General features: G+C 71.7%; 14 protein-coding genes. 7 read left to right on the top strand and 7 right to left on the bottom strand.

The features are described 5' to 3' along the window. The first annotated feature begins 36 nt into the window (after positions 1-36). Together MB828_RS45595 and MB828_RS45590 are read left to right on the top strand one after the other, a co-directional pair. On the top strand, positions 37-681 hold the full coding sequence (locus MB828_RS45595) for a DUF899 domain-containing protein (RefSeq protein WP_301653298.1): 645 nt from the start codon (positions 37-39) through the stop codon (positions 679-681). A gap of 154 nt (positions 682-835) precedes the next feature. Then, positions 836-1,015: a hypothetical protein gene (locus MB828_RS45590; protein ID WP_301653297.1), complete on the top strand. Its 180-nt coding sequence runs from the start codon at positions 836-838 to the stop codon at positions 1,013-1,015. On the opposite strand, the gene MB828_RS45585 is transcribed toward MB828_RS45590, so the two are convergent. The 3 genes from MB828_RS45585 to MB828_RS45575 all read right to left on the bottom strand — a co-directional run bounded on the left by MB828_RS45585 (position 1,012) and on the right by MB828_RS45575 (position 4,230). After that, positions 1,012-2,898 (bottom strand): ABC transporter ATP-binding protein, encoded by a 1,887-nt coding sequence (locus MB828_RS45585; protein WP_430381529.1) that lies wholly within the window; start codon positions 2,896-2,898, stop codon positions 1,012-1,014. The two genes, MB828_RS45590 and MB828_RS45585, sit on opposite strands and share 4 nt — an antisense overlap. Before the next feature lie 352 nt (positions 2,899-3,250). Next, the gene (locus MB828_RS45580; RefSeq protein ID WP_133027061.1) at positions 3,251-3,685 is read right to left on the bottom strand and encodes a hypothetical protein; all 435 of its coding nucleotides are present in this window, start codon (positions 3,683-3,685) and stop codon (positions 3,251-3,253) included. After that, positions 3,682-4,230: an ATP-binding protein gene (locus MB828_RS45575; RefSeq protein WP_301653431.1), complete on the bottom strand. Its 549-nt coding sequence runs from the start codon at positions 4,228-4,230 to the stop codon at positions 3,682-3,684. Before MB828_RS45575 ends, MB828_RS45580 begins: the two co-directional genes overlap by 4 nt. 490 nt (positions 4,231-4,720) lie before the next feature. Here MB828_RS45575 and MB828_RS45570 point away from each other — a divergent pair, with 490 nt between their 5' ends. The 3 genes from MB828_RS45570 (at position 4,721) to MB828_RS45560 (ending at position 6,800) form a co-directional block, all read left to right on the top strand. Beyond that, positions 4,721-5,581: a helix-turn-helix domain-containing protein gene (locus MB828_RS45570; protein WP_301653295.1), complete on the top strand. Its 861-nt coding sequence runs from the start codon at positions 4,721-4,723 to the stop codon at positions 5,579-5,581. Further along, positions 5,582-5,857, top strand: a complete 276-nt coding sequence (locus tag MB828_RS45565) for a DUF397 domain-containing protein (RefSeq protein ID WP_089100964.1) — start codon at positions 5,582-5,584, stop codon at positions 5,855-5,857. Positions 5,858-5,996: 139 nt separating this feature from the next. Beyond that, on the top strand, positions 5,997-6,800 hold the full coding sequence (locus MB828_RS45560) for an SAM-dependent methyltransferase (RefSeq protein WP_301653294.1): 804 nt from the start codon (positions 5,997-5,999) through the stop codon (positions 6,798-6,800). Positions 6,801-6,896: 96 nt separating this feature from the next. On the opposite strand, the gene MB828_RS45555 is transcribed toward MB828_RS45560, so the two are convergent. The 3 genes from MB828_RS45555 to MB828_RS45545 all read right to left on the bottom strand — a co-directional run bounded on the left by MB828_RS45555 (position 6,897) and on the right by MB828_RS45545 (position 9,818). After that, positions 6,897-8,384: a glutamate synthase subunit beta gene (locus tag MB828_RS45555; protein ID WP_133027057.1), complete on the bottom strand. Its 1,488-nt coding sequence runs from the start codon at positions 8,382-8,384 to the stop codon at positions 6,897-6,899. Between the two features lie 221 nt (positions 8,385-8,605). After that, positions 8,606-9,085 (bottom strand): DUF1772 domain-containing protein, encoded by a 480-nt coding sequence (locus MB828_RS45550; protein WP_133027145.1) that lies wholly within the window; start codon positions 9,083-9,085, stop codon positions 8,606-8,608. A 31-nt stretch (positions 9,086-9,116) separates the two neighbouring features. Beyond that, positions 9,117-9,818, bottom strand: coding sequence for a DUF2293 domain-containing protein (locus MB828_RS45545; protein ID WP_301653293.1), 702 nt, complete (start codon positions 9,816-9,818; stop codon positions 9,117-9,119). A gap of 119 nt (positions 9,819-9,937) precedes the next feature. On the opposite strand from MB828_RS45545, the gene MB828_RS45540 reads away from it, so the two are divergent. Then, positions 9,938-10,570, top strand: a complete 633-nt coding sequence (locus MB828_RS45540) for a uridine kinase (RefSeq protein WP_301653292.1) — start codon at positions 9,938-9,940, stop codon at positions 10,568-10,570. A 6-nt stretch (positions 10,571-10,576) separates the two neighbouring features. Here the strand turns inward: MB828_RS45540 and MB828_RS45535 are convergent, their stop codons facing one another. Then, positions 10,577-11,704: a magnesium and cobalt transport protein CorA gene (locus MB828_RS45535; RefSeq protein WP_301653291.1), complete on the bottom strand. Its 1,128-nt coding sequence runs from the start codon at positions 11,702-11,704 to the stop codon at positions 10,577-10,579. A gap of 250 nt (positions 11,705-11,954) precedes the next feature. On the opposite strand from MB828_RS45535, the gene MB828_RS45530 reads away from it, so the two are divergent. After that, positions 11,955-12,749 (top strand): methyltransferase domain-containing protein, encoded by a 795-nt coding sequence (locus MB828_RS45530; RefSeq protein ID WP_301653290.1) that lies wholly within the window; start codon positions 11,955-11,957, stop codon positions 12,747-12,749. Positions 12,750-12,847: the final 98 nt, after the last annotated feature.

Genomic DNA, 12,847 nt, shown 5'->3' with positions numbered 1-12,847 from the left:
TCAGTACCCGGAACCGACCGTCGTACTGGAGGACCCATGTCGCTTCCGGAGATCGTCTCGCGTGAGCGGTGGCGTGCCGCGCGTGAGGAGTTACTGCGCAAGGAGGAGGCGATCGCGCGGGCGCGGGACGTGCTCAACGCCGAGCGGCGCCGGCTGCCCATGGTCGAGGTGGACCCCGAGTACGTCTTCGAGGGCGGCGACGGCAAGGCGAACCTCCTCGACCTCTTCGACGGCCGGACCCAACTGGTCGTCCACCACTTCATGTTCGCCCCGGAGTGGGAGGCTGGCTGCCCCGACTGCGCCGCCTTCCTGGACCAGATCGGCCACCTCGCCCATCTGCGGGCGCGCGACACCTCGTTCGCGGTGGTCTCCCGGGCGCCCTTCACCAGCATCCTGCCGTTCAAGGCGCGGATGGGCTGGACACTGCCCTGGTACTCCTCGTACCACAGCGACTTCAACCGCGACTTCGAGGCGACCCTCGTGGTGGACGACGAACCGGTCGAACGCCCCGGGATCAGCTGCTTCCTCCGCGAGCACGACCGGGTCTTCCACACGTACGCGGTGTACGACCGGGGACTCGACGGACTCGGCTCGACCGCGTCCCTGCTCGACCTGACCGCCCTCGGCCGGGCGCCCACGGGCAGCGACCGCGTGCGTTATCACGACGAGTACGAAGAGTGACACAAGCGGTCACGAAAGTGGCCGAAAGTCAACGGATCCTCACCCTCCGCGCCGACGGCGTGTCGGCTGTGTCTCAGTACGGTCACCGGGCGAGCCATTCATGTTCTCCAGAGCGTTAACTCCTACGAGTACGACGCATTTCTGGAGGTGCAGGATGGTGAACGGGCGAACCGTGCTCGAGTGCTTTCCCGCAGGCGGACCGCGAGGATCATGGCCTGCGGAGGAGTTCGCACAGGCCCGGCGGCTGGAAGGGATGCCCGCGGAGGTCGTGATGGACCTGGCCACGGACACCTTCCTGGTCATCGTGCGCGCCGCCGAGGGGGTCGACAACTAGCCCGCCTTGCGGGCGGGCACCGCGGCCGTGAACTGGTTCGCCTGGAGTCCGTAGAGCTCCGCGTAGACACCGCCGCTCGCCAGCAGTTCGTCGGGGGTCCCCGACTCCACGACCCGGCCCTGGTCGAGAACGTGCACCAGATCCGCGTGCCGGACCGACGCCAGCCGGTGGGTGATCAGTACGACCGTCTGCCCGCCGCCCGCCAGCGCCCGGATCTTCTCGAAGACCTCCAGTTCGGCCCGGGCGTCCAGGGCTGCCGTCGGCTCGTCCACGATCAGGATGTGCCCGCGCCGGTAGGCGGCCCGCGCGATGCCGAGACGCTGCCACTGGCCGCCGGACAGCTCGTGGCCGCCGCTGAAACTGCGGGCCAGAAGGGTCTCCAGCCCGTGCGGCAGGTCCTCGACCACCTCCTGCGCTCCCGCCTCCGCGACCGACGCGGCCAGCCGCTCCTCCGTCAGCGGCGCCGACGAGCGGCCGACGGCCACATTGACCTTGGCGGTGAACGGCCAGCGCTTGAAGTCCTGGGCGACCATCGCGATGCGTTCGGCGAGCCGGTGCCGGTCCGCCTTCGCCGCGTCGACGCCGTCCCACAGGATGCGGCCCCGGTCCGGCTGGTACAGCCCGGCCAGCAGCTTGACCAGGGTGGTCTTGCCGGAACCGTTCTCACCCACCAGGGCGACGATCCGGCCGAGGGGGAGGGAGAGCGTCACGTCGTCCAGGGCGGGGCGGGAGGCGGCACCGGTGTCACCGCCCGGGGCGTCACCCGGATAGGTGAAGGTGACGTTCTCGAAGCGGATCTCCCGCGGGTCGTCCGGCAGGGGCTCCCCGCCGACCGGGATCGCCCGTTCGGCCGCCTCGACGTACAGCCGCTCCAGGTCACCGACGAACAGCGCCTCCTCGTGCAGCGTGTTGATCTCCAGCACGAGCGTGTTGAGGCTCGCCGAGCCGGTACGGATCGCGATCACCGCCGTCCCGGCCACCGACAGGGCCATCGCCCCGCTCAGCAGCAGCGCGCCCAGCGTGGCGTACGTGGCGACGGTCGCCAGGCCGGTCCAGGCCGCCGCGATCAGACCGGTGCGGGCCGCGAGCCTCGCCAGCCGGGCCTGCTCCTCCTCGGCCGTCTCCGCCATCGCGCGGAAGTGCCGCAGCAGGAACGGGCCGACCCCGTGCACCCGGATCTCCGGCGCCGCCTCCGGCTCGGTGAGCAGGCTGCTGATCAGATGCCCCGCGCGGGCGTGCTGCACCCAGATGTGGAACGACTCGTAGCGGCGCCGGGCGTTGGTCAGGGCGCCCCAGGCACTCGGGATGGTCATCGTGATCAGCAGCGGGAGCAGGGCCGGGTGCAGCACGGTCAGCACCCCGGCCGCCGCGACCAGCGAGATCATCGCGTTCACCACACGGGTGCCGTACATGATCATGCGGCGGGCGGAGGCCGCGCCGTACTGCGCGGTGTCCAGCAGCTTGTGGAAGGCGTGGTCCTCGATCGCGGCGAGTTCGACGGCGGCCGCCCGCTCCAGGTACATCTCGGTCGCCACCCGCTCGACCTTGGGCTCCAGCCGGCCCGTGGCGTAGGTCGACGCGGCGCGCAGCAGCGCGGCCACGAACATGAGGGCGGCCATGGTCACCAGGGCGGGGGCGGCGCCGCGCAGCCGCGCCTCGATGGTGCCGCTGCCGATCAGCCGGCCCAGCACGCTGTTCACGGCCAGCAGGCTCACGGCCTGGGCCACGCCGACGCCCAGCTGGGCGACCAGCACGGTCCGCGCGTCCCGGGCGTCCGCCTGCCGGGCCAGCCGCAGGCTGGACGCGAGCATGCCGGGCAGGCGGGTCATCATGGCGCGGAGGTCCAGTTCGAGGAAGGCGTCCCGGTGCTGGTTCCAGCCCATGTCGTAGCGGAGCGGCCCCCCGAACAGCAGCCGCTCCGACTCGGACACCTCGGGCGCCGCCGCTTCCCGCCGCTTCCTCACCGTGATCCTCCCCGGAGCCGCCGACGAACGGCCACTATCGCGGGCTCCGGCCTCCGCCGGGCAGGGCGCGCGACGGGGCTCGGGGTGCACGGGGGAGTGCGCTCGGAACACGCCGCGAACCACGTCCGTACGGCGCCCGGAGGGCGGGGGCGGCGGACCACCCTGCCGTCACTGGTTGAAGGCCGGCGGTCGTGTCGCCGTCAGCGGTCGGAGGTTGAAGGCCGGCGGTCGTGTCGCCGTCAGCGGTTGGAGGGCGAGGTACGCCTGGTCGTCACGCGCTGAGGGGCCGGGACCATTCCGGGGTCGTGCCCGTCACCCGGCAGAGCGCGAGGTACAGGGGGATCGGCGGGGTGTACGGCACCGTCCCCTGCGGGCGGTGGATCAGCCGGGCGGCGCCGGGGAGCGCGGCCCCCGTGCTGTAGAGGGCCGGGGCGGGCCAGGTGAGGGCCTCGTCGGAGTCCGACGGAACGATCCACCACCAGTGCGTGCCGTCGGCGTACACGCATCCGACCCGTGGCAGCCGGGGCGCGACCAATGGTCCGAGCGCCGCCGGTACGGCCACCGCGTCGCGGCCCAGCGGCGCCGTCATACCCTCGGGCACCGGCGGTCGTCGGGTGTCGGCCCGGGCTCCCGGCCGCTGGCCCCGCTGCAGGCGGACCAGGGTGTCGAGACCCAGCGGCCGGCCAGGACCGGGGGCGCTGCTCACGCCTGCCTCCGCCGGGGCACCGAGTGCCGGGCCTCGGGCCGCGCCTCCTCGCCGGAGGCCGGCGACGGGCGGTGCGCCGGGTCACGCGCGGGGTTGTGGGACGAACCGCGCGTGGAGCCCGGTCCGGGACGGGCGCCCCAGCCCAGGTCGTTGCTGGGTCCGGCGGTCTCCCGGGCGGCGTCGGCCTGGCGCGGCAGCTCCGCCCAGACCAGCAGTCCCGGTCCGTGCTCCTGCGCCCCCCAGGCCCGGCACAGCGCGTCGACGAGGAGCAGTCCTCTTCCGTGCTCCTCCTCGGGACGCTGCGGGGAGGGGTGGGGCTCGTCCGGCGAACAGCCCTCGTCGTACACGGCTATGCGCACCGTGCCGTCGTGGTCGTGCAGCTCGCACACGACGCGACTGCTCGCGGTGTGCACGATCGCGTTGGTCACCAGCTCGGATATGACGAGCAAGGCGGTGTCACAGGTGTCCGCGCAGACCGACCAGCCGGTCAGCCGGGCACGCGCCAGACGTCTTGCCTGGGCGGGGGAACCCGGATGAGCGGCCAGCTCGAACCGGAACCGGCGCTCGGCAGCGCCCCCACCTGGGGCGACCACCGCGGCAGCGCCGAGACCGAGACGGTCTCCGGCGGCGTCTGTTCCTAAGGGCGCGGACGGAATCACGCTTGCCACTATCGCCCCGCCGTGAACACTTGGCAAGTGTCACTCTGAAAAATGCAGAGTGCTGTGTGACGCGGTGAAGGGCCGTGGCACACTGCTCGCAACAGCATGTCGAGCGGCGCCAGTTGGGATCAGTGAGGATCCGGCGGACCGATCCGGCCCATGCGACGGAGATGACCGAACAAGACAGTTCCGGCTTATTCGGGCAATTCGGCTAAGTGGGTTCATGTGGGTCGATCCGTCAGATCGTCGAATGAGTCTTCGAATGGCGCCGCTGGGCTGTCGGCATGCCGGGTGACACCTGTAGATGACGGCTGCCGGCGCACCGGCGAGTCCGGAAGGCGGCCCGGTCGGGGAACTTCATGGAGGTGGGTGGAGCGTGAGCGAGCCGCGGTCCGCGCCGACGGTGGGTCAGGTGGTCCTCGGCCGGCGCCTCCTCGACCTGCGGGAACGCGCCGGGCTCAAACGGGAGGAAGCCGCCCGGGTGCTGCGCGTGGCACCCGCCACCGTCCGTCGTATGGAGATGGCCGAGGTCGCCCTCAAGATCCCCTACCTCCAGTTGCTCCTGAAGGCCTACGGGGTGACCGACGACGAGGCCGACCTCTTCGTCCGGCTCGCCGAGGACGCCAACAAGCCCGGCTGGTGGCAGCGGTTCCACGACATCCTTCCCGGCTGGTTCTCCATGTACGTCAGCCTGGAGGGCGCGGCGAGCCTGATCCGTTCCTACGAACCGCACTTCGTCCCCGGCCTGATGCAGACCGAGGACTACGCGCGCGGGGTGCTGAGGTCGGGTGCCGTCGGCCAGACGTCGCCCGAGGAGATCGAGCGCCACGTCGCCCTGCGCATGCAACGTCAGGAACTGCTCACCCGGTCCGACGCGCCGCGCTTCTGGGCGGTGATGGACGAGACCGTCCTGCGCCGCCCGGTCGGCGGCCCGGAGGTGATGCGCGCGCAGATCGACCGACTGCTGGAGGTGGCGAAGCTGCCCAACGTGACGCTCCAGGTCGCCCCGTTCTCGAGCGGGCCGCACCCGGGGACGTACGGGCCCTTCGTGCTCTTTCGATTCGCCATGCCCGAACTTCCGGACATGGTCTACAGCGAGTACCTGACCGGCGCCGTCTACCTGGACGCGCGCACCGAGGTGGCCAGCCACCTGGAGGTCATGGACCGCATGGCGGCCCAGGCCGCTACGGCACAACGCACGAAGGAGATCCTCCGGGATCTCCGCAAGGAGCTGTGAATGGATCGCATCAAACCCCAGTCCGGCCCGCGGAACCGCACCGAGCGGATCTACAACGGGATGCCTGCCAGGGAACTGGGCAGCGAGGGCTGGCACAAGCCGTGGAGCGGCGGCAACGGGGGCAACTGCCTGGAGGCGATGAAGCTGGCCGACGGCCGGATCGCCGTCCGCCAGTCGACCGATCCGGACGGACCGGCGCTGATCTACACCACCGACGAGATGACGGCCTTCATCGAGGGCGCCAAGGCGGGGGAGGCCGACTTCCTGCTCTCCTGACCTGCTCTTCTTCTGATTCGAGCGTTGCCTTGTTCTCAGTGTTCTCCTTGTGTGACGACCTCTCTCGACTCCTCGTTCAACTTCGTTCTCTTGGTGCTCAATTGACTATTGACCGTGTCAGACGCTTATGGAGCCCTTCATGACCGGGCAGGACCGCACCGTGATCGACACCGGCAAGCCCCATCCGGCGCGCATGTACGACTGGTATCTCGGCGGCAAGGACAACTACCCCGTCGACGAGGAGATGGGCCGGCAGATGCTGGCCCTCGACCCCCGGGTGCCGGTGATGGCCCGGGTCAACCGCGCCTTCATGCACCGCGCCACCCGCTGGCTGGCCGAGCACGGCGTACGGCAGTTCCTGGACATCGGCACGGGCATCCCGACCGAGCCGAACCTGCACCAGGTCGCCCAGGCCACCGCCCCGGACGCCCGCGTCGTGTACTGCGACAACGACCCGATCGTGCTGGCCCACGCGGCGGCCCTGCTGCGCAGCACCCCCGAGGGCGCGACCGAGTACCTCCAGGCCGACGTGCGCGACCCGGCGGCGATCGTCGCCGGCGCGCGCGAGATCCTGGACCTCGACCGCCCCGTCGCGCTGTCCCTCGTCGCCCTGCTCCACTTCGTCTCCGACGAGGACGGGGCGCACGAACTGGTCGGCAGGCTGCTCTCCGAACTGCCCTCCGGCAGCTACCTGATGATGACCCACGCCACCGCCGACTTCACCCCGGAGGAGTCGGCGGCGGCCACCGCGAAACTGAAGGCGGCCGGAGTCACGCTGGCGCTGCGCTCCCGCGAGGAGTTCGGCCGCTTCTTCGACGGCCTGGAACTCGTCGAGCCCGGAGTGTCGGTGGTCCACCACTGGCACCCGGAGCTCGGCGAACCGGTGCCGGGGCAGGACGACGGGGTGATCCCGGGATACGGGGCGGTGGCGCGCAAGCCGTGACCCGCCCTCCGGCACCGCCCCGCTCCCGGTGACCTGCCCGCTCCCGGTGGCCTGCTGACCCCCGGTGACCCATCGGCCTGGCCCCGGCCGACGTACCTACACGACCATCGGCCGGTCGTACGGCGATATCGGCGTCGGCAGTTGCGAACTGCCCGTCAGGTACCGGTCGACGGCCGCCGCCACCGCCCGTCCCTCCGCGATCGCCCATACGATCAGGGACTGCCCACGCGCCGCGTCCCCGGCGGCGAACACCCCGGGGACGTTCGTCGCGAACCCGGCGTCCCTGCTGATCGTCCCGCGCGGTTCCGTCGCCACCCTCAGCTGGTCGATGAGCCCGTCCTCGCGGTCGGGCCCGGAGAAACCGAGCGCGAGCAGCACCATGTCCACGGGCAGCGTCCGCCCGCTCCCCGGCAGCGGCCGGCGGGCCGCGTCCACCTCCACCAGGTGCAGCGACCGCACATGGCCGCTCTCGTCGCCCGCGAAGCGCAGCGTCGACGCCGCGAACAACCGCGCGTCCGCGTGCGCCGCGGGGGCCGTCTCCAGATCCCGCGCCTCCTCGTGCGCCGCCGACAGCCGGTAGACCTTCGGGTACGTCGGCCACGGCTCGACGTCCTCGTCCCGCTCCGCTCCCGGCTGCGCGTAGATGTCCAGCTGGGTCACCGACGCGGCCCGCTCCCGTACCGCCGTGCCCAGACAGTCCGCCCCCGTGTCACCCCCGCCCACGATCACCACATGCCTCCCGGCCGCCGACAGCGGCGACTCGGCCAGATCCCCCTCGCACACCCGGTTGGCCAGCGGCAGATACTCCATCGCCTGGTGTATCCCTTCCAACTCCCGACCCGGCACCGTAAGTTCCCGCCACGCCGTGGCGCCGGTCGCGATCACCACCGCGTCGTACCGGGCCCGCAGCTCCGCCGCCCCCACGTCCCGTCCCACCGTCACCGAGGTGCGGAACTTCGTCCCCTCGGCCCGCATCTGGCGCAGCCGCCGTTCCAGATGGTGCTTCTCCATCTTGAACGAGGGGATGCCGTACCTCATCAGCCCGCCGAGCCGGTCGTCCCTCTCGTACACGGCGACCGTGTGCCCGGCCCTGGTCAGCTGCTGCGCCGCCGCGAGCCCGGTGGGCCCCGACCCGATCACCGCCACGGTCCGCCCGGACAGCCGCTCCGGCGGCATCGGCGGCGCGAACCCCTCCGCCCAGGCCCGGTCGGCGATCGCGCACTCGACGTTCTTGATCGTGACGGCCGGCTGGTTGATCGCGAGCACACACCCCGCCTCGCAGGGCGCCGGACACAACCGTCCGGTGAACTCGGGGAAGTTGTTCGTGGCGTGCAGCCGGTCGCTCGCCGCCCGCCAGTCCTCCCGCGACACCAGGTCGTTCCACTCCGGGATCAGATTGCCCAGCGGGCAGGCGTCGTGGCAGAACGGCACCCCGCAGTCCATGCAGCGGTCCGCCTGCTTGCTGATGATCGGCAGCAGCGCCCCGGGTACGTAGACCTCGTCCCAGTCCCGGACCCGCTCCTCGACCGGCCGCCGCCGCCACTCCTCGCGCTGCGTGGTCATGAACCCCTTGGGATCGGCCATGGTCGTCTTCCTCGCGTACGTCGCCCCAGGCCGTGCGTCATCGGGCCGCACTCTTTCGGCCACGATACGTCCGTCCGGTGCCGCCCGCAGAGTGGCCGGTGACGCATTCCAGCAGGTCCTCCTCAGCCGGAATCCAGCGGGAATCCAGCCGGGGGCCAGCCGGGGGCCAGCCGGAATCGAGCCGAGGTTCAGCCGGGGGTCAGTTGCTTCTCACGCCCCCCTCAGGCCAGGGCCAGTACGTAGACGAGGGCCGCCGCGGCCGACGCGAGGGTGCGCAGGTGGTTCCAGAACGTCCACTCACGCACATACACCGGCCAGTAGGCGGCCGCCTCCGGGGCGCCCGGCTCCAGCTTCGCCAGCGCCTCGTTCCGGGGCACGTTCGCCGCCACGCTCAGTCCGAACGAGCCGAACAGGTACAGCGCGCTGCCCAGCAGCAGCGCCGCCTTCCCCTCGTCCGGCCACACCACGAACGTCACCACCGCGATCATCGCGCTCAGCACCGCCGACCCCACGAAGAGCAGCATGAACGCCGGCGTCACCGCGGCCCGGTTGATCGCGTTCATCGCGGCTACCCCCTGCGCCGGCGGCAGGGCGGCCAGCCCGCGCATCACGAAGGTCGAGAACCCGCAGAACACCCCCGCCACCAGGCCGGTCCCCAGTACCCCCAGCAGCACCAGTACGTAATACGGCCCGTCGATCACGACCACCACACCCACTCCCGTCCGTCCGACGTCATCCGGTCAAGCGCACCCGCACCCCGGCCTGCCAGCTCCGCAGGACCGCTTCCACCGCCCCCGCGATCCGCCGCCGTGCCTCGTACCTGGGCACCCCGTTCATCAGCAGCTGGTCGTAGGGCGTGTCCACGTGCCGTACCGCCGCCACCACCGCCGAGATCACCGCCCCCTCCGTCAGTGCCCGCCCGGCCGCGGTGCGACCCACCCGCCCGCTGCCCCGCAGTGACGCGTGCGCCGCGATCGCCATGGCCCGCTCCACCGGACAGCCCGGAAACAGGCGCAGGATCTCCGCCGCGAACGCCTCCGTGAACCGCACGTCCTGCGCCGCCCGCAGCCTCGCGTCCCGCGCCCGCCGGCGCCGCCGGGCCTCGGCGTCGGCCAGGCACCGTCTCTCGGCGCGGACCAGCGCGGCCTCCTCCACCAGGACGCCCTGCCGCTCGTACCGGCTCCTGCGCCGGTTGAACCGCACCACCACCGCCGACAGCGTGCTCTCCTCCCGCGACCGCCGGGTCAGCGCGGTGTCCCCGCGGGGCAGGAACACCAGGTGCCCCAGATCGGCGCAGTCCAGACACCGCGGCGCCCCGTCCTCCAGCACCAGCAGCGACAACGGCCCCCGCCGGCAGGCCGCGCACCGCTTGTGCCGCAGCGGCTGCACGACCAGCAGTCCACCGTGGTGAGGGGGAGTCGCGAGGCGTGTCATACGCGGTTCCCTGCCCGCTACGGCGACTGGTTGCACGTCCTTCGCGGCCCTGACCAAGACGTCCTCACCACCCTGCCCCGGAGCCCTGCGTTCCCTGCCCCGCGAGGCATCATGGCCCCGTGCGACTCGAAGCGATCACCTGGGACCGGCTCGCCGACCGCCTCGCCGAGCGGCTGGCCGACCTGAAGCCCGCCGACGGGGGTGCCTGGCCGCGCGTCGCCTTCGACGGCGCCCCCGCCGCCCGGCCCGGAGACCTCGCGGAGCGCGTCGGCGAGGCGCTGCGGGTGCGCGGCAGGCCGTCCCTCGTCGTGGGCACCGAGGGCTTCCTGCGGCCCGCCTCACTGCGCCTGGAGCACGGCCGCCGGGACGCGGAGTCGTACTACGGCGGCTGGTTCGACACCAACGCCCTGTGGCGCGAGGTCTTCGGCCCCCTCGACCCCGGCGGCACCGGCCGTGTCCTGCCCGATCTCTGGGACCCGGCCACCGACCGCGCCACCCGCAGCCCCTACGTCTCCCTCCCGCCCGGCGGCCTTCTGCTGCTGCACGGGCCGCTCCTGCTTCGCCACTGGTTCCCGTTCGACCTGACCGTCCACCTCCTGCTGACTCCCGGTGCCCTGCGTCGCCGTACCCCGGAGACCGAGCACTGGACCCTGCCCGCCTTCGAGCGCTACGCGGCCGAGACCGACCCCGCCGGCACGGCCGACGTCCTGGTCCGCGCCGACGACCCCCGCCATCCGGCGTGGAACGGCTGAGCGCCGTCAGAGCCAGCCGTTGCGCCGGAAGCCCCGGTACAGCGCCAGGCACGCCGCGGATATGACCCCGAGGACGAGCGGATAGCCGAACCGCCAGTGCAGCTCCGGCATGTGATCGAAGTTCATGCCGTACACACCGCACACCATCGTCGGCACCGCGATCACCGCGGCCCACGCCGTGATCTTCCGCATGTCCTCGTTCTGCGCGACCGTCACCTGCGCCAGATGCGCCTGGAGGATGGAGTTGAGCAACTCGTCGAAGGACGCGATCTGCTCCTTCGCCCGCATCAGATGGTCGAGCACGTCCCGGAAGTAGGTCTGTATCTCCGGGGGGATCACCCGTATCGGCCGGGCGGTCAGCTCGTCCATCGGCCGGCCGAGCGGCACCACCGCCCGCTTCAGCTCCAGGAGTTCACGCTTCAGCTGGTAGATCCGGCCCGGATCGGCCCGCGCGCCGTTCTCCGCGAACACGTCCGCCTCGACCTGGTCGATGTCCGCCTGCACCGAGTCCGTGACGTTCAGGTAGTCGTCCACCACATGGTCCGCGATCGCGTGCAGCACCGCCGCGGGACCCTTGGCGAGCTGCCCCGGCGTGGCCTCCAGCTCCTCGCGCAGCGGCCCCAGCGAGCCGTGCCTGCCGTGCCGGACCGTGATCACGAAGTCCTCGCCGACGAACACCATGATCTCTCCGGTGTTCACCACCTCGCTGGTCGCCGTCAGCTTCTCGTGCTCGACGTAACAGACCGTCTTGAACACCGCGAACAGCGTCTCGCCGTACCGCTCCACCTTCGGGCGCTGATGTGCCTCGACCGCGTCCTCCACCGCCAGCGGGTGCAGATCGAAGAGTTCGGCGATGCCCGCGAACTCGCTGTCCGTCGGCTCGTGCAGCCCCAGCCACACGAACCCCTGGCCCTTCTTGCGCACCCGCTCCACCGCTGAGTACAGATCACTGCACTCCGGCACCCGCACGCCTTCCTCGTACGTCACACAGTTGACCACCGAGGAGCCCAGCGGGGACCGCGCGTGATGGTTCAGGTCGACGCGGGGGCGCCGCCGGGCCAGCCGCGCGACCTTGCGCAGACCGCCGGCCCTGCCCAGCCCCGTGACCTTCCGCAGATTCCCTGCCATCGTCATCCGGATCTCCTCGCGTGGATCCCCTCGCACACCGCTTCCGCGCCTTGTCCGGCAAGTCTGCCAGCCCGGTGTGAGACACGGGTAAGGCTGTGGGAACAGCGCGTTCCGGTTGGTTCCCGACTGTGGACGACCGGAACCCCGGCGCCGGTTCCCGCCGTTCGGCCACGGGTTCCCCGCGTCCGGCCGACGCACTCTCGCCGCACCGGCGTCGACCGTCCCGGACAAGCCGGGCAACTGGGATCATCACTTCATGACACAAGCCGACGGGTACCTTCTCGACAACCGTCAGAGCGAGGCCGGACAGCGCTTCGACGCCTTCGCCCGCCTCTTCGACCCCACGACCTTCCGGCACCTCGAGGCGGCCGGTCTCAGCGCCGGCTGGCGCTGCTGGGAAGTGGGAGCGGGCGGCACCTCCGTGGTGTCCTGGCTCGCCGGGAAGGTGGGGCCGTCCGGCAAGGTCGTGGCCACCGACATCGACACCTCGCTGCTCACCGCGGTCGCCCAGGCACCCGTCGAGGTCCGCACCCACGACGTCGGCGCCGAGGAACCGCCGGGAGAGGGCTTCGACCTGGTGCACGCGAGGCTGGTCCTGGTCCATGTACCGGACCGGGAAAGGGCGTTGCGCACCATGATCAAGGCTCTGCGTCCCGGCGGGCGACTGCTGGTCGAGGACGCCGACCCCGCCCTCCAGCCCCTCACCTGCCCCTACGAGTACGGCCCCGAGCAGCAACTCGCCAACCGGCTCCGCCAGGGTTTCCGCAAGCTGCTGGCCGAACGCGGCGCCGACCTGTCGTACGGCCGCAAGCTCCCGCGGCTGCTCCGTGAGGCCGGACTGCGCGACGTGGAGGCGGACGCCCACTTCCCGGTCGCCTCACCCGCCTGCACGGCGCTGGAGGCCGCCACCGTCCGGCAGATCCGCGACCGGCTGGTCACGGCCGGCCTGGCCACGGACGCGGACATCGACCGGCACCTGGCCAATGTGGAGGCGGGCACCATGGACCTCGCCACGGCCCCGATGATCTCGGCCTGGGGCCGCAAGGAGTAGCCCCCGCCCCGCCGCTCGCCCTTCCCATGTGCGGACGCGCGGGCGGACGGACGGGTGGGGACGGACGCGCGGGCGTGCGACGCCGTGCCGACGGCTTC

Origin of the sequence: Streptomyces arenae (genome assembly GCF_022343545.1) — a bacterium.
In the GTDB taxonomy this organism is placed as follows: domain Bacteria; phylum Actinomycetota; class Actinomycetes; order Streptomycetales; family Streptomycetaceae; genus Streptomyces; species Streptomyces humi.
This window is presented reverse-complemented; position numbering and strand designations above follow the sequence as displayed.